Annotated in this window: 13 protein-coding genes and 2 pseudogenes; 13 read left to right on the top strand and 2 right to left on the bottom strand. The window is 39.0% G+C overall.

Translation table 11 applies throughout. From position 1 onward, the window contains the following. Nucleotides 1–48: 48 nt before the first annotated feature. The 12 genes and pseudogenes from atpD to STRIC_RS11885 all read left to right on the top strand — a co-directional run bounded on the left by atpD (nucleotide 49) and on the right by STRIC_RS11885 (nucleotide 11,166). A complete protein-coding gene (gene atpD / locus STRIC_RS07500) occupies nucleotides 49–1,455 on the top strand; it encodes a F0F1 ATP synthase subunit beta (protein ID WP_008089024.1) in 1,407 nt (468 codons plus the stop codon). 12 nt (nucleotides 1,456–1,467) lie between these two features. Continuing rightward, the gene (locus STRIC_RS07495; protein ID WP_008089354.1) at nucleotides 1,468–1,884 is read left to right on the top strand and encodes a F0F1 ATP synthase subunit epsilon; all 417 of its coding nucleotides are present in this window, start codon (nucleotides 1,468–1,470) and stop codon (nucleotides 1,882–1,884) included. A 161-nt stretch (nucleotides 1,885–2,045) separates the two neighbouring features. Further along, entirely contained in the window at nucleotides 2,046–2,282 is a 237-nt protein-coding gene (locus STRIC_RS07490) for a DUF1146 family protein (RefSeq protein ID WP_008089570.1), read from the top strand. A gap of 65 nt (nucleotides 2,283–2,347) precedes the next feature. Next, nucleotides 2,348–3,619: a UDP-N-acetylglucosamine 1-carboxyvinyltransferase gene (gene murA / locus STRIC_RS07485; RefSeq protein WP_040832256.1), complete on the top strand. Its 1,272-nt coding sequence runs from the start codon at nucleotides 2,348–2,350 to the stop codon at nucleotides 3,617–3,619. A gap of 3 nt (nucleotides 3,620–3,622) precedes the next feature. Continuing rightward, a complete protein-coding gene (locus STRIC_RS07480; protein ID WP_008088884.1) occupies nucleotides 3,623–3,811 on the top strand; it encodes a DNA-directed RNA polymerase subunit beta in 189 nt (62 codons plus the stop codon). 30 nt (nucleotides 3,812–3,841) lie between these two features. Next, the gene (locus STRIC_RS07475; protein ID WP_008089038.1) at nucleotides 3,842–4,723 is read left to right on the top strand and encodes a DNA/RNA non-specific endonuclease; all 882 of its coding nucleotides are present in this window, start codon (nucleotides 3,842–3,844) and stop codon (nucleotides 4,721–4,723) included. 260 nt (nucleotides 4,724–4,983) lie between these two features. After that, nucleotides 4,984–6,027 carry a phenylalanine--tRNA ligase subunit alpha gene (gene pheS / locus STRIC_RS07470; protein ID WP_040832254.1) on the top strand — a complete coding sequence of 348 codons (1,044 nt, stop codon included), beginning with the start codon at nucleotides 4,984–4,986 and terminating at the stop codon, nucleotides 6,025–6,027. 77 nt (nucleotides 6,028–6,104) lie between these two features. Then, entirely contained in the window at nucleotides 6,105–8,510 is a 2,406-nt protein-coding gene (gene pheT / locus STRIC_RS07465) for a phenylalanine--tRNA ligase subunit beta (protein ID WP_008089246.1), read from the top strand. Nucleotides 8,511–8,587: 77 nt separating this feature from the next. Beyond that, a complete protein-coding gene (locus tag STRIC_RS12695; protein ID WP_008089122.1) occupies nucleotides 8,588–8,743 on the top strand; it encodes a hypothetical protein in 156 nt (51 codons plus the stop codon). A gap of 214 nt (nucleotides 8,744–8,957) precedes the next feature. Then, the gene (locus STRIC_RS07455) at nucleotides 8,958–9,344 is read left to right on the top strand and encodes a DUF1722 domain-containing protein (protein ID WP_008089258.1); all 387 of its coding nucleotides are present in this window, start codon (nucleotides 8,958–8,960) and stop codon (nucleotides 9,342–9,344) included. A gap of 67 nt (nucleotides 9,345–9,411) precedes the next feature. Further along, nucleotides 9,412–10,487, top strand: a pseudogene (locus STRIC_RS07450) (ABC transporter permease). Nucleotides 10,488–10,497: 10 nt separating this feature from the next. Further along, nucleotides 10,498–11,166, top strand: coding sequence for an ABC transporter ATP-binding protein (locus STRIC_RS11885; protein ID WP_083835432.1), 669 nt, complete (start codon nucleotides 10,498–10,500; stop codon nucleotides 11,164–11,166). On the opposite strand, the pseudogene STRIC_RS07445 reads toward STRIC_RS11885, so the two are convergent. Continuing rightward, a pseudogene (locus tag STRIC_RS07445) lies at nucleotides 11,081–12,634 on the bottom strand (IS1182 family transposase). The gene STRIC_RS11885 and the pseudogene STRIC_RS07445 sit on opposite strands and share 86 nt — an antisense overlap. 125 nt (nucleotides 12,635–12,759) lie before the next feature. After that, on the bottom strand, nucleotides 12,760–13,683 hold the full coding sequence (gene ypfJ, locus STRIC_RS07440; RefSeq protein WP_008088978.1) for a KPN_02809 family neutral zinc metallopeptidase: 924 nt from the start codon (nucleotides 13,681–13,683) through the stop codon (nucleotides 12,760–12,762). Between the two features lie 164 nt (nucleotides 13,684–13,847). Here ypfJ and rexB point away from each other — a divergent pair, with 164 nt between their 5' ends. Further along, on the top strand, nucleotides 13,848–17,075 hold the full coding sequence (gene rexB / locus STRIC_RS07435; protein WP_008089022.1) for an ATP-dependent nuclease subunit B: 3,228 nt from the start codon (nucleotides 13,848–13,850) through the stop codon (nucleotides 17,073–17,075).

Genomic DNA, 17,075 nt, shown 5'->3' with positions numbered 1-17,075 from the left:
CGGAGTCAAAAAAGCTTAGCTCAGACAATCACAAATAAGGAGAAATAAATGAGCTCAGGCAAAATTGCTCAGGTTGTTGGACCGGTTGTAGACGTTATGTTTGCTAGCGGCGATAAACTACCTGAGATTAATAATGCATTGATAGTTTATAAAGATAGTGATAAAAAACAAAAAATCGTTCTTGAAGTGGCTCTCGAGCTCGGGGATGGACTTGTTCGTACCATCGCTATGGAATCAACTGATGGGCTTACTCGTGGATTAGAAGTTCTTGACACAGGTCGTGCTATTAGTGTACCTGTTGGTAAAGAAACTTTAGGTCGTGTTTTCAATGTTCTTGGAGAAACCATTGACTTGGAAGCTGACTTTGCAGAAGACGCTACTCGCGAACCAATCCACAAAAAAGCACCAGCTTTTGATGAATTATCAACATCTTCAGAAATTCTTGAGACAGGGATTAAAGTTATTGACCTTCTTGCCCCATACCTAAAAGGTGGTAAAGTTGGGCTTTTCGGTGGTGCCGGAGTTGGTAAAACTGTCCTTATCCAAGAATTAATTCACAACATTGCCCAAGAACACGGTGGTATTTCAGTATTTACCGGTGTTGGGGAACGTACACGTGAAGGAAATGACCTTTACTGGGAAATGAAAGAATCAGGTGTTATTGAAAAAACAGCCATGGTATTCGGTCAGATGAATGAACCACCAGGAGCACGTATGCGTGTTGCCCTTACTGGTTTGACAATTGCTGAATATTTCCGTGATGTTGAAGGCCAAGACGTGCTTCTTTTCATTGATAATATTTTCCGTTTCACACAAGCAGGTTCAGAAGTATCTGCCCTTCTTGGTCGTATGCCATCAGCCGTTGGTTACCAACCAACACTGGCAACAGAAATGGGACAATTACAAGAACGTATCACATCAACCAAAAAAGGTTCTGTTACTTCCATTCAAGCTATCTACGTGCCAGCCGATGACTATACTGACCCAGCGCCAGCAACAGCATTTGCTCACTTAGATTCAACAACTAACTTGGAACGTAAATTAACGCAAATGGGTATCTATCCTGCGGTAGATCCATTGGCTTCTAGCTCACGCGCCCTTTCTCCTGAAATTGTTGGTGAAGAGCACTATGCCGTAGCGACTGAAGTTCAGCGTGTGTTACAACGTTACCGTGAATTGCAAGATATCATTGCTATTTTAGGGATGGACGAACTATCTGATGAAGAAAAAACGCTTGTTGGACGTGCTCGTCGTATTCAATTCTTCCTATCTCAAAACTTTAACGTCGCAGAACAATTTACTGGACAACCAGGTTCATATGTTCCTGTAGCAGAAACAGTTAAAGGCTTTAAGGAAATTCTAGAAGGCAAATACGACCAAATTCCAGAGGATGCTTTCCGAAGTGTTGGTCCAATTGAAGATGTACTAGAAAAAGCTAAAAAAATGGGCTTTTAATGAGGTGATACCATGACACAAATGACTGTTCAAGTGGTAACGCCAGATGGAATCAAATATGATCACCATGCTAAATTTATTTCAGTAACTACCGCTGATGGTGAGATGGGTATTCTACCTAATCACATCAACATCATTGCACCTTTACAAGTTCATGAGATGAAAATTCGCCGAGCAGGTGAAGATGATCGCGTGGATTGGATTGCTGTTAATGGTGGGATTATTGAAATTAAAGATAATGTGGTTACTGTTGTCGCTGATTCTGCTGAACGTGACCGTGATATTGATGTCAGTCGAGCAGAGCGCGCTAAACAAAGAGCAGAACGTGACATTGCACAGGCTGAAACCACTAAAAACATTGACCAAGTACGTCGCGCCAAAGTAGCACTAAGACGTGCCTTGAACCGTATCAGTGTTAGTCAGAAATAAAAATTGAGTCTTATTTACTTGTTTATCCAAGTGCCACCTTTAGCATTTGGATTGACTGGTAATGTGGCTCTTTTTTAATGAAGTGATTAAGGATAAGATTCTTTTTGTAGAGATCTATTACTAATAGGGCTTATTTTTACCATTTTTGGTATAATAAACTTATGGAATTAATAACTTATATTTTAAAATTGACTTCTTACCTGCTCTTTATTGGTATTAGCTACCAATTATTAATGACTCTCTTTGATTGGCATAAAGTCATTCATCAACGTCCAGAAAATAGTGGTAAACTAAAACTTTTTTTATTTTTTATAGCTATTGTCATCGGCTATGTGGTGAGTAATTTTATGTTAGAGTTAATCCAAATGAGTCAGTCTCTCTTTTTCATGCTCCGTTAAGGCTTCAAATGAGGAAGTATGTTATAATTTTAACTAGGATTAAGAGATAGAAAATGGAGACTGTTGTGGATAAAATCATTATTGAAGGTGGTAAGACTCACCTAAGAGGAGAGGTTGTTATTGAAGGGGCTAAAAATGCGGTTTTACCACTTTTGGCGGCAACTATCCTACCTTCACAAGGAAAAACAATTTTACGTAATGTTCCGATTCTTTCGGATGTCTTTACCATGAATAATGTGGTTAGAGGCCTGGATATTTCTGTTGACTTCCACCAAGAGCAAAACGAAATCGTTGTGGATGCTTCAGGAGATATCTTAGATGAGGCCCCTTATGAATATGTCAGTCAGATGAGAGCTTCAATTGTGGTTTTAGGTCCCATTTTGGCTCGAAATGGACATGCTAAGGTTTCCATGCCAGGTGGCTGTACGATTGGCAGTAGGCCAATTGATTTACATTTGAAAGGCTTGGAAGCTATGGGAGCTCACATCACACAAAGTGGAGGGGATATTAATGCAAAGGCAGAACGTCTTCATGGAGCAACTATTTATATGGACTTTCCCTCTGTTGGAGCTACTCAAAACCTTATGATGGCTGCTACTTTGGCACAAGGGGTTACAGTTATTGAAAATGCTGCGCGTGAACCTGAAATTGTTGACCTTGCACAATTGTTAAACAAAATGGGTGCTAAGGTTCGTGGTGCTGGTACTGAAACCTTGACAATTACTGGTGTAGACCAACTGACAGGTGTCGAACACGATGTGGTTCAGGATCGTATTGAAGCGGGAACTTTTATGGTAGCTGCAGCCATGACATCTGGAGATGTTTTGATTAAAGATGCTGTTTGGGAACATAACCGTCCTTTGATTTCAAAACTTATCGAAATGGGTGTCTCAGTGACAGAAGAAGCTAAGGGTATTCGTGTTCAATCTGATGTGACACAATTAAAACCTGTTACTGTCAAAACCTTACCTCATCCAGGTTTTCCAACAGATATGCAAGCCCAATTTACGGCTTTGATGGCAACTGTCAAAGGGGAATCCACTATGGTTGAGACTGTTTTTGAGAACCGTTTCCAACATTTAGAGGAAATGCGTCGCATGGGCTTACAATCAGAGATTTTAAGAGACACAGCTTTGATTCATGGAGGCCAGGAACTTCAAGGAGCACCTGTTATGTCAACAGATTTGCGCGCAAGTGCAGCACTGATTTTGACAGGGATGGTAGCGCAAGGCAAAACAACGGTTAATAAATTAAGTCATTTGGATCGTGGCTATTATCAATTTCATGAGAAATTAGCGCGATTGGGCGCTAATATTAAACGTGTTAGTGAGGAATAGTCTATGACAAGTGGCTGGAAATATGTTTTAAAGCAATTAGCTTTAATTATTCTTGTTGCTCTTTTAGCCTGTTTGTTTTTGGCTATTGGGCTAATGATCGGGTACAGTTTCATGGGTGATGGACAAAATCCCTTGTCTATTTTATCTCCCGACAAATGGACTGAAATGTTTAATAAGTTTATGGGGAAGTAGGCTAAGCCTACTTTTTCTTTGAGAGGAAACATGTCAAAAAGAAAGAAACAAACACAAGTTATCAATTCCTTGTTATTGATACTCTTAATCCTAGGTAGCAGCTATTTAGCCAGCAGTAATTTTTTAGCAGATAATCATCCTTTAAAAGAACTTTATCATCATCTTGTAGGCGACTCAGATTCTTCTCAAAGAAGGATAACATCATCTCATCCATCAAGGCCATCAGAGGCTCTGGCTAGTTCGGTATTAACAAATCAGGTTAAAGATCAGCTAGGGTCTTCTATTGAATGGAATGGAGCAGGAGCATTTGTTATTAATCAAAACAAGACGACTTTAAATGCTAAAGTTAGTAGTCTTCCCTATGCTCAAAATGAAACTAAAGTGGTTCAAGGTCAAGAGGTAGCATGGCGTGCCAACGCCCTGTTAAGTAAAGAGACTCGCCAATATCAAAAACGTCATCAAGACTCAACTCCTTATCGCTATTTTAAGCCAGCTGGTTGGCATCAACTGCATGGCTTAAAAGGGGAATATGATCATGCTGTTGATAGAGGTCATCTTTTAGGATATGCAATTGTGGGAGGCCTAAAGAGCTTTGATGCATCAATGACTAATTCAGCTAATATTGCTACCCAATTAGCTTGGGCTAATCAGGCAGATGAGGTAGATTCAACTGGCCAAAATTATTATGAAGGACAAATCCGTCGTGCTTTAGATGCTCATAAGCGGGTCAGGTATAGTGTGACGCTTATTTATGAGGGAAAAAACCTTGTGGCAAGTGGAAGTCATTTAGAAGCGAAATCAGCAGATGGTAGTTTGGAATTTAATGTCTTTATTCCAAATGTCCAAAAAGGATTAGTTGTGGATTATTATAGCGGTAAAATCAGACTTGGAGAGCCTCAACCAGCAGAATAAGGATTGTCAACTTTATTATTTTTTGATAGAATAGAACTAATTGAATAGCAGTCTAAGAGACTAGTACTAATAGGGAAATTAATAGGGAGTGAGGGCCGTGGACTGGAAGCCTTCTTAAGGGAACTATCAGGAATTCACTCAAGAAATGACTATAATTAAGGTCTGATACATTCAGATGAAAACGGATGGTACCGCGTGTCAACGCTCCGCTACAGCAGGAGATTGGCACTTTTTTTATGGGCCAAAAAGAAGGGAATAACATGGATTTACAAACACAACTTGAAACTTTAAAAAGTGAAACCCTTGAAACACTTCAAGGAATGACAGGCAATGATGGCAAAGCATTACAAGAATTACGAGTAGCTGTACTTGGAAAAAAAGGTTCTTTAACGGAGCTTTTGAAGGGTCTTAAAGATTTGTCAAATGACATGCGTGCACAGGTTGGAAAACAAGTCAACCAAGTACGTGATGTTTTGACAAGTGCCTTTGAAGAGCAAGCAAAAGTCGTTGAAGCTGCTCAAATTCAAGCAAAGCTTGAGGCTGAAAGTATTGATGTGACGCTACCAGGTCGTCAGATGCCAGTTGGTCATCGTCATATTTTGACACAAACCAGTGAAGAAATCGAAGATATCTTTTTAGGGATGGGCTTTCAAATTGTGGATGGATTTGAAGTGGAAAAAGATTACTACAATTTTGAGCGTATGAATCTTCCTAAAGATCACCCAGCGCGTGATATGCAAGATACTTTTTATATTACAGAAGAAATTTTGTTAAGAACTCATACTAGCCCTGTGCAAGCTCGTACGCTAGATGAGCATGATTTTTCAAAGGGACCGCTAAAAATGGTCTCACCAGGGCGTGTTTTCCGTCGTGATACCGATGATGCAACCCATTCACACCAATTCCATCAAATTGAAGGGTTGGTCGTTGGTAAACATATCTCTATGGGTGACCTAAAAGGAACCTTAGAGATGATTATCAAAAAAATGTTTGGTGAAGAGCGCCGTATTCGTCTACGTCCATCCTATTTTCCATTTACAGAGCCATCTGTAGAAGTGGATGTTTCTTGCTTCAAATGTGGTGGTAAGGGCTGTAACGTTTGTAAGAAAACAGGTTGGATTGAGATTTTGGGAGCTGGAATGGTCCACCCACGCGTTTTAGAAATGTCTGGCGTTGACCCAGAAGTCTATTCTGGATTTGCCTTTGGATTAGGTCAAGAACGTATTGCTATGTTACGTTACGGTATTAATGATATTCGAGGCTTTTATCAAGGGGACTTGCGTTTTTCAGAGCAGTTTAAATAAGCTCAAAAATCTCTTATCAACAAAAGAGTCATGAAAAGTCGAATTAGTTAGAAATATAGAAAGAATGCGATAGAAATATGTTAGTATCATACAAATGGTTAAAAGAACTAGTTGATCTTGAGGTCTCACCTGCTCAACTAGCCGAAAAAATGTCGACCACAGGAATTGAAGTAGAAGGTGTTAGCATGCCTTCAGAAGGCTTATCTAAATTACTTGTAGGTCATATTGAGTCCTGTGAAGCTATTCCAGAGACACACCTTCATCTATGTCAAGTTGATACAGGTGATGAGGAGCTTCGTCAGATTGTTTGTGGAGCACCAAATGTGAAGGCTGGAATCAAGGTCATTGTAGCCGTTCCAGGTGCACGTATTGCAGACAACTACAAAATCAAAAAAGGTAAAATCCGTGGTATTGAGTCTCTTGGGATGATTTGTTCCCTTCAAGAACTTGGTTTATCAGATAGCATTATTCCAAAAGAATTTTCAGAAGGAATTCAAATCTTGCCAGCTGATGCCATTCCAGGTGATAGTATCTTCCCTTACTTGGGACTTGATGATGAGATTATCGAACTGTCTATCATGCCTAATCGTGCAGATGCGCTTTCCATGCGTGGCGTAGCTCATGAAGTAGCAGCAATCTATGGCAAATCAACACACTTCCCAGAAAGACATCTAGTTGAAGAAACCACTGAAATGAGTGATTTACTAGAAGTTTCAATTGAAACGGATAAGGTCTTGACCTATGCTAGTCGTGTTGTTGAAGGGGTCAAAGTAGCACCAAGTCCACAATGGTTACAAAATCTACTTATGAATGCTGGTATTCGTCCGATTAATAATGTTGTTGATGTGACGAATTATGTTCTTCTTTACTTCGGTCAACCCATGCATGCTTTTGACCTTGATAAATTTGATGGTCATAAAATAGTAGCTCGTCAGGCTCGTGAGGGTGAGCGTTTAGTGACTTTAGATGGTGAAGAAAGAGAACTCATAGTAGATGATTTAGTGATTTCGGTGAATGACAAGGCTGTTGCTTTAGCAGGAGTTATGGGTGGTAAAGAAACTGAGATTGATGCCAACTCAAGTCGTGTTGTTCTTGAAGCAGCTGTTTTTGATGGTAAAAGTATTCGTAAAACCAGCGGTCGCTTAAATCTACGTTCTGAAAGTTCTTCACGTTTTGAAAAGGGTGTTAATTACGATACTGTTATTGAAGCCCTTGATTTTGCAGCTGCTATGTTGCAATACTTAGCAGAAGGAAAGGTCTTAAAAGGTTACCTACAAGCTGGAAGTCTACCAACGGAACCAGTTGCAGTGTCAAGCAGTTTAGATTATGTCAATGTGCGTTTGGGAACCGACTTAAGCTATGAAGATATTCAAGCCATTTTTGCTAAACTAGGATTTGACATTAGTGGGGATGCGACCTCATTTACTGTTTTTGTTCCTCCTCGTCGTTGGGATATCAGTATTCAAGCAGATCTTGTTGAAGAGATTGCTCGTATCTATGGTTATGGTCGCTTACCAACGACACTACCAGAAGCAGGGGGAACGGCTGCAGAATTAACTGCAACACAGGTCTTACGTCGCAAGGTGAGGAGTCTAGCAGAAGGTCTTGGTTTAACTGAAATAATTTCTTATGCCTTAACAACACCTGAAAAAGCTAGAGAATTTACTGTAACCCCAAGTCATTTAACAGAGCTAATGTGGCCAATGTCTATTGAGCGATCAGCACTTCGTCAGAATATGGTTTCTGGTATGCTTGATACGATTGCTTACAACGTAGCTCGAAAACAAAGCCATTTAGCCCTTTACGAAATTGGAAAAATCTTTGAGCAAGAATATGATCCAAAGGTTGATTTACCAAAAGAGCTAAATCACTTTGCCTTTGCTTTAACTGGCTTAGTTGCTGAAAAAGATTTTCAAACGACTGCTCAAGCTGTGGACTTTTATTACGTAAAAGGTATTTTAGAAGTTATCTTTGATAAGTTAGGTTTAAGTGTTGAATACTTACCAACTAGAGAAATGGCAAGTATGCATCCTGGCCGAACTGCTTTGATTCGTCTCGAAGGTCAAACCATTGGATTTGTAGGACAAGTTCATCCACAAACTGCTAACAACTATGATATTCCAGAGACTTATGTTGCAGAAGTTGATTTAAGCGCCCTTGAGCTTGCCATGACAGATAAACTTCACTTCCAAGAAGTGACTAAATTCCCTGCTATGACACGTGATATTGCTCTTTTAGTAGATAGTGAGATCAGTCATCAAGCCATTCTTTCTGCCATTGACGCTGCTAAGGTCAAACGCTTAACCAAAGTGAAACTGTTTGATATTTACACAGGATCTAATATCCAAGAAGGTAAAAAATCAATGGCTTATAGCCTCACTTTCCAAAATCCAAGTGACAACTTGAGAGATGAGGAAGTGACAACCTATATGGAAAAAATTACCAAATCCTTGATGGATACCTTGTCAGTAGAAGTGCGATAAGTTACCGATTTTGAAACCATCCTTAGTGATGGTTTTTTTGTTATAATGAAAGAAAATGAGATAGAAAAGAGACGAATATGTATAAAAGCACCATCAAAGGTCAAGGACTCTACCAGACAAGAACCGAAGGTTATGGCGAAGCCATTGATTTATTTGGAACGACTGATAGGGGCGAAACCCCAATGAGCTTAATGCTTATTGCTTTGTCTTCTTGTATAACCATGTGTGTATAGGGGTATTATTGGCGTCATTTTAAGCAAAAAGACATTGCGGTTGAGCTTAAAGCTAGCTATCATGAGGAAGGTTTTCAGATTCATCTCACTATTTTAGATAATCAGGTCAGTGATAAAAAAGAGGCTCTCTTGGCTTATATTGATGCCAATTGTCGGGTCAAAAAGTTATTGCGAAAAGATATTGTTGTTACGATAACAATAGAAGGGGCGAAAGATGAGTGATCAGTCACTAGTTCGTTATCAACAAGAGTGGGCCTATCAAAAGTATTGGGTTATGGCGCATTCTCAACAGATTTATCAGCAATTAAGGCTGTTATTTAGGTATAATGATTGGAGCTCTGAAAAGGCTGATCAGTTTAATGTCTTGATTCAAGAAGCAGAAAGCTTAGAGCCAAATCTAAAGACACTTCGTGTGGCATATCAGCATGTTTGGGGCTACTTTAAAAAAATAGCAAGTTCAGAAGAAAAAGCTTATTTTAAAGAGCTGGATGAGGCCTTAGTTTCTCGTCAAGATGACATGCTTTACTTTTTGCAAGAAATGACAAGTTGTTATCAACCTCCTTATTTATTAAATTGTCGTCTAATGACCAAGGGTCTTTAATTTTTCAGATAAAACATTTTTTTAATCCTATTCTATGCTATGCTTAGAGAGACTAAGGAGGGAAAATATGTTTTTAGCTATCAAAGAAATGAAACAAGCCAAACTGAGGTATGGCTTAATCTTAGGCTTACTCTTTTTAATAGCCTATTTAATGTTTTTTTAACGGCACTAGCCTTTGGTTTAGTGCAAGAAAACCGCTCTGCTATTGATAAGTGGCAAGCAGATACAGTGTTTTTAACAAAGGATGCTGATGCCAATCTCAATTTATCACAGTTAGTGTTAAAGCAAAAAGATCAGATTGAAGCAGATCAAGTAACTGCCCTTGGGCAACTCAATGGTGTTGCTTGGACAGTTTCTAACCCCAAAGAAAAAGATAAAGAAAAACTGAGTCTTTTTGGGATTGAAGAAGATTCTTTTCTTGAGCCAAAAGTGATTGAAGGAGAGCAATTATCTTCAGATAATGAAGTTATTATTGATAAAAGTGCAGCCCTTAAAGGCGGTTTTAACATTGGAGATGACTTGTCCTTATCAACGACGGATAAAACCTTTAAGATTGTAGGTTATACAGAAGGAGACCGTTTTAGTGTGGCTCCAGTTGCTTATTTACGTCTAAAAGCTTTTCAAGAAGCCAAGTTTGGTCAGGCAGCCCAAAAACAAGACAATCAGGTCAATGCTTTTGTGGTGAAAGGAAAAGTCAGTGACTATCCTAAAGAAAGTTTGCAAAAACTGTCGATAGAAAGCTTTATCACTAAATTGCCTGGTTATAATGCCCAAGTCTTGACTTTTGCCTTTATGATTGGTTTTTTAGTTCTTATTTCTGCTATTATCATTGGGATTTTTATGTATGTCTTGACCATTCAGAAAGCACCTATTTTTGGTATTATGAAGGCACAAGGGATTGCTAATAAAACCATTGCAAACGCGGTCTTAGCGCAAACCTTTATTTTGACAACAGTAGGTAGTGCCTTAGGTCTTCTTGGAACTTGGTTAACTTCATTGGTTTTACCAGTGGCCGTTCCTTTTCAAAGTAATTGGTACTTATATAGCATTATTTTAGTGTCTATGATAACCTTTGCTCTTTTAGGAACACTCTTTTCAGTTTTAGCTATTGTTAAAATTGATCCCTTAAAAGCTATTGGTTAAGGAGGTTGTGATGTCTATTTTAGCATTTAAAGAAGTTACAAAATCATTTAAAGATGGTGATCAAACAATTCAAGCCCTAAAATCAACAGATTTTTCAGTTGAGGCTGGGGAATTCGTTGCACTTATTGGTCCATCGGGATCTGGGAAATCCACTTTTTTGACGATTGCAGGAGGCTTACAAACACCAACCAGCGGTCACATTTTTGTCAATGGGAAGGATTACACCAATCTATCCGAGAAAAAAAGAGCAGCGCTACGTTTTAAAGATATTGGTTTTATTTTGCAAGCCTCTAACTTTATTCCTTTTTTAACCGTTAAGGAACAGTTACAATTGGTAGACCATTTGACCAAGGAAAAGCAAAAAGAAAAGCGTGATCAACTATTCGAGGAACTTGGCATTACCAAGTTAGCGAACAAGTTGCCACAAGATATTTCAGGTGGTGAACGGCAAAGGGTAGCTATTGCACGAGCCCTCTATCACAATCCAGCTCTTATCTTAGCAGATGAACCCACTGCTAGCTTGGATTCAAAAAGAGCCTATGAAGTTGTGGAACTTCTGGCCAAAGAAAGCAAAGAACAACAAAAAGCCATTGTTATGGTAACCCACGATAATCGAATGACAGATTATTGTGATAAGGTTTACCGAATGGAAGATGGTATTTTGAGTCGAGATAAGTAAAAAAGGTTGAGACATATGTCTCAACCTCAGATTGAAGACAAACTGGTCTAAACCTCCAGTTTGTCTTTTCTTTTACTATCATTATGATGATTTGCCTCATTTTGGCAACTTTCAGGCAAAGAAATAAGGCTATTCCAGCCATCCATTTGCTGTATTTTTTCAGATTTAAACACGCTAAAGTAAGCCCAAGGGTTGCCCCCATTTTGGACTTTCCTTTTAATCTCGTATAGCGTAAGTTATGGTATTCTTTAGCTGTCCCAAACAAGCGTTCAATAGTCTCTTTACGCTGTTGATAACGCTCTTTCATCCCTAGTTGGTGTCGGATGTCTTCGCAGACTTCTAAGTCATCTTTCCATAAATGACGTGTGATGACTTTTTGGTGGTTCTTCGACTGGGTACAAACTGATAAAAGAGCACAAGTCTGACAAATAGCTGGATCGCTTTTATACTCACGGTAACCGTCTCGATTAGTCGTTGAATAGTGCAAAGGTTGGTTTTCTGGACAAAGATAGACATCATAATACTCATCATAGATAAATTCTTTTGGCCGAAGCAGGTCCTTTTTACTATGAGGTCTTGTATAGGGAAAAACTGGTATGACACCTAGAGTTAATAAGTAATGAGCGATGCTTGGGGTTTTATAACCAGAATCAGCAATGAGATAGTGAGAGTTCAATGCTTTAATCTTGTCAAAGAGTTCAGGAAATGCCTGACTATCATGGACATCTCCAGCGTGAATACTATACCCCAATGCCCAACCATGTTTATCACAAGCAACTTGAGCGTTATAAGCGAAGACTTGTTTATGCTCTCCTTTATGAAACCAACCACTATCAGGGTCTGTTGTAGACATTTTCTTACTTGCGGGCTCTTTTTCTTTGGCGAGCCTTAAGGACTTTTTTCCGTGTTTCTCCCTATCTTTGGCAATTTCCTTCTCCAATTGGTCACTCATAAATTTAGCTTGTGCCTCAACTTCCTGGTTGATGTATTTGTGATGATTAGCAGCTGCCTTGATATGAGTCCCATCCACAAAGATTTCGGTAGGATCAATCAAACCAGCATTGAGGCAGAGACCTAGAATATGAGAAAAGATGGCTTCAATGACTTGTTTATCTTGGAAACGACGGCTGTAGTTCTTGCCGTATGTTGTGAAATGAGGCGCCTTATCTTCTAGAGTCAAGCCAAGAAACCAGCGGTAAGCTAAATTGACTTCAATTTCTTTGATAGTTTGACGCATAGAACGAATGCCAAACAGACATTGAATCATAGGAATCTTAATCAACATAACGGGATCCAAACTAGGACGACCATTATCAGCACAATAACTATCTTCAACTAAGTCATAAATAAATGAGAAATCAATGGCTTGGTCAATTTGACGTAAGAGATGGTCTTTAGGGACCAACTCATCTAAGCTATAAAAGCCAACTTGATTACGATTTTAGTTCGGATTTTCTTTGTGGAACATAGAGAGACCTCCTAGAGATTCTTGTCTTTATTATAACTCTTAGCGAACAAAAAAGCTCTAGAAATTCATTTTTCTAGGGCTTTGTCTTCAATCTGAGGTTGAGACATATGTCTCAACCTTTTTTATTATAAATTATTATACGCTACACTGAATGTATCACCGTGCTCAAAGTCACCATATTGGAAACCTATGTTGAACCAGCGTTGTCTCTGTTCAGATGTCCCGTGGGTAAAACTATCTGGAACAGCTCGACCATAAGCCTCTTCTTGAAGGGTGTCATCTCCAACGGCATGAGCAGCAGCCATAGCTTCTTCGATATCCCCTTTTTCAAGAAGTCCTTCCCCTTGAACATACTTGGCCCAAGCACCTGCATAGTAGTCTGCTTGAAGTTCTAATTGGACATTTAGTTGATTTGCTTGCGCCTTTGATTTGCCTAGTCTTGCTTGAGCGTATTTATCCATAAGTCCCACTTCATTTTGAACATGGTGCCCAACCTCATGAGCAATAACGTAGGCCATAGCAAAATCTCCTTTAGCACCATATTTTTGAGATAGCTCATCATAAAAGGAAATATCGAGATAGACTTTCTTATCTCCAGGACAGTAGAAAGGTCCAGAAGCTGCTTGACCTGTTCCGCAGGCTGTTGCGGTTGCACCTGTGTATAATACCAAGGTAGGTTTTTGATAGGTCAACCCTTTTTCTTTGAATTTAGTGGTCCAGTAATCTTCTGTTGAGGCAAAAACTTTGCTGACAAAATCAACTTGTTCCTCGCTAGCTTTGTCACCACTTGTTCTTGTAATTTGTCGTGATTGGTAGGAACTACTATTAGGTTGATCACCGGTGAAGATACCAGATAAACCGCCACCCCCCATTACTAATAATAGAAGAAGGATGACCAGTTTGGTTTTCCATCCTCCTCTTGAAAAGAGAAGTTGCAGTAGGAGTCCCCCTCCTCCGCCACCACCAAAGCCTCCTCCTCCAAAAGAACCAGAGGATTGCCCACGTCGATCTTCAACCTGTTGACTTTTTCTTAAATCATCTGTTTTCATAAATCTACCCTCGTTTTTTATTTGATTCTATTATAGAACAAATTTTTAATAATTGCTTGTTTGACTTCTTAAATTCAGCTTATTTAAGAGGATTTCAAATGGGAAAAGAAAGCTGCATTTGCTATAATATAAGAATAAGTAAGCGGTCTAAATGAAGGAGACTTATGAAGTTACGATATACAGATGTCAGTCATGACATGACAGAACTATTAGTAAAAGAAGCAAGTTCTTATGCAAATAAGGGATTTCGTGTCTTTTACATCGCTCCCAATTCCCTTTCCTTTGAAAAAGAAAGGGCTGTTTTGGAGTATCTCCCACAAGAGGCATCTTTTGCCATAACAGTCACTCGCTTTGCTCAAATGGCGCGTTACTTGACTCTTAAACAGGAGAAACAAAAAGAAAATCTGAGCGAAACGGCTCTGGCTCTGGTCTTTTACAGAGCAATGAAGACTCTTGAACCAGGACAATTAAAGGTTTTTGATCGCTTACAAACAGACCCAGCCTTCATTCAACAATTGGTTGATTTGTATAAAGAATTACAGACGGCTAATTTAAGTGTTTATGAATTAAGTGCTCTAGAAAGCTCTGAAAAACAAGCTGATTTCATTACTATTTTTGAAGTAGTCGATGCCATTATGGCTGAACAATCCTTTGAGACTGCTAGCCCTTTAGCGACATTGCTGAGAGCTGTGAAGTCGGGAGATCTTGATGAACAACTGAAAAAAACAGTACTTGTTATTGATGGCTTTTCACGATTTTCAGCTGAAGAAAAAGAACTCCTAAGTTTGTTAAATGATAAGTGCCAGGAAATTGTCATTGGAACTTATATTAGTCAAAAAGCTTATGGGAAAACCTTTGTTAAAGGAAATATCTATCAAGCAGCCATTGATTTTTTGAGAGAACTTTCCTCGCTTTTCCAAACCAAAGCCCAGTATATCACCTCAGATACCACATATCCAGATGCTTTTTCAAGAGTGACACAACTCTTTGAAGCTAATCATGATTATAGTCAAAGTGATTGGCAACTGCCAGAGACTGATAAGCAATATATTGACATTTGGCAGTCAAATAATCAAAAAGAAGAAATTGAACATGTTGCCAAGGCCATTAGACAAAAATTGTATCAAGGCTATCGCTACAAAGATATCTTAGTACTTTTGGGAGATGTCGACGCTTATCATTTACAGGTGGGGCATATTTTTGATAAATTCGAAATTCCTTATTACTTTGGTAAGGCGGAATCCATGTCTGATCATCCTTTAGTTCAGTTTATTGATTCGCTTGAAAGAAGTCGTCGCTATAATTGGCGTCGTGAAGATATCCTTAATCTTGTTAAATCAGGACTTTTTGCCAATTTTACAGAAGAAGCGATGGACCGCTTTGAGCAATACCTTGATTTTGCTGATATCAATGGTTACACTAAGTTTTCTAGAGATTTTACCATCAATTCATCCCGTCAATACCCTTTAGAAGAGCTAAATGAGCTACGTGAAGCTATCTTTAATCCTCTTAAGGACTTATTTAAAAGTCAAAAACAATTGGGAAGCTCTTTACTAGCGAAATTGATGAACTTTTTTAAAGCTATCCAATTTTTGGATAATTTTAAAGTCCTAAGCCAAGGCCAATCTGAAGCTGAATATGAAAAAGATAAAGAAGTCTGGAAGACTTTTACAGACATATTAGAAGACTTTCAACTGATTTTTGGTCAGCAGAAGATGTCATTGGATGATTCCTTGTCACTTTTGAAAATTGGTATGCAGACGGCTCACTATCGCACGGTTCCTGCTACTGTAGATGTGGTAGCTGTTAAGTCTTATGATTTGATAGAACCACATGCCAAGCCCTTTGTCTTTGCCATTGGTTTAACACAATCTCACTTTCCAAAACAGGTTAAAAATAACAGTTTGATTTCAGACCAAGAACGCCAAGCCATTAATGACTTAACTGAAATCTATCAACAATTTGATATTCCAACGAGTGACCAGGTTAAGAAAAGTCATCAAACGGCCCTGTCCCTCTTAAATGCGGCGACTAACCACTTGGTTTTAAGTGTGCCTCATTTTTTAAATGATGTTCCAGAAGAGCTTTCTCCTTATCTCAAAGAATGGCTTAGCTTTGGCTTGCCGCTTATTGAGAAGGGACGTCATCACTTGTCACGAGAGCCTGAAGACATTGGTAACTACAAGGCCCTTTTATCACGTCTTATTAACCTCAATCGAGATGACATGCTAGCTCTTATGACCGAAGAAGATAAGAACTTTTGGACAGTTGCTTTACGCTATGTCAAGAAGCGCTTAAAAGAAGACCATATTGTCTTGACTAGTCCTAAAAATCATTTGATCACAAAGAAAGTGGCATCACAAGTCATAGAAGCTAGGTTTCCAAGTGATCAACCCCTATCCTTGTCGGCATCTGCCTTACGAATTTTCTATAATAACCAATATCACTATTTTTTGAAGTATGTGCTTGGTTTGCAGGAGCTAGAGTCTATTCATCCGGATGCGCGTATTCATGGCCAATACTTGCATCGCGTTTTTGAACGACTTATGAAAGACCATAGAGACCTTTCTTTTGATGCTAAATTAAGAGAAGCTATTGGAGAAACCAATCAAGAAAAAACCTTTCAAGCCGTCTACTCAGATAACCTTGAGGCAGGCTATAGCCTTGGCGTCTTACAAGATATTGTTCAGGTAACAGCAAGTGTGTTAGAAAGAAACCAAAACTTGAAGGTGATTGCTCAGGAAAAGGTATTTCAATTAGATTGGGATCAAAAAGTCTTGGTAAGAGGGGTAATAGATCGCATAGACCAATTACATGATGGTAGTTTAGGAATTGTTGATTACAAATCGAGTGCTAATAAATTTGATATTGGCCATTTTTACAATGGGTTGAGTCCGCAGTTGGTTACCTATTTAGCAACACTAAAAGAGTCGAGTGATCCCAATCACTTATTGCCAATTTTTGGGGCTATGTACCTACATCTACAAGATCCAAAGCTAGACTTGTCACAGTTTAAAGCACTAGATCAAAAGTTGGTAGAAAGTGTCTATAAGGAACTCACTTATAAGGGGATTTTCCTAGAGGAAGAAAAAGAGCACTTATCAAACGGTAGCTATCAAACGGCAAATGCCATCTATCAAAAAGAAGAACTCGAAACCTTACTAGCTTATAATAAAAAACTCTATCTTGATGCTGCCGACCAAATCAGAAAGGGCCACTTCCTCATCAATCCCTATACGGAAGATGGAAAGTCAGTCCAAGGGGAACAACTAAAAGCCATTACACGCTTTGAAGCAGATTTAGACCTGGGTCAGGCGAGACCCCTATTAAGATTACCTGCTAAAGAAAAAAGGCAAGCCTTCTTGACCTTAATGAACGAGGAGATTAGATGA

The organism is Streptococcus ictaluri 707-05 (assembly GCF_000188015.2).
GTDB lineage: Bacteria > Bacillota > Bacilli > Lactobacillales > Streptococcaceae > Streptococcus > Streptococcus ictaluri.
The sequence above is the reverse complement of the archived record's forward strand: the minus strand, read 5'-3'. Positions and strand labels throughout refer to the sequence as shown.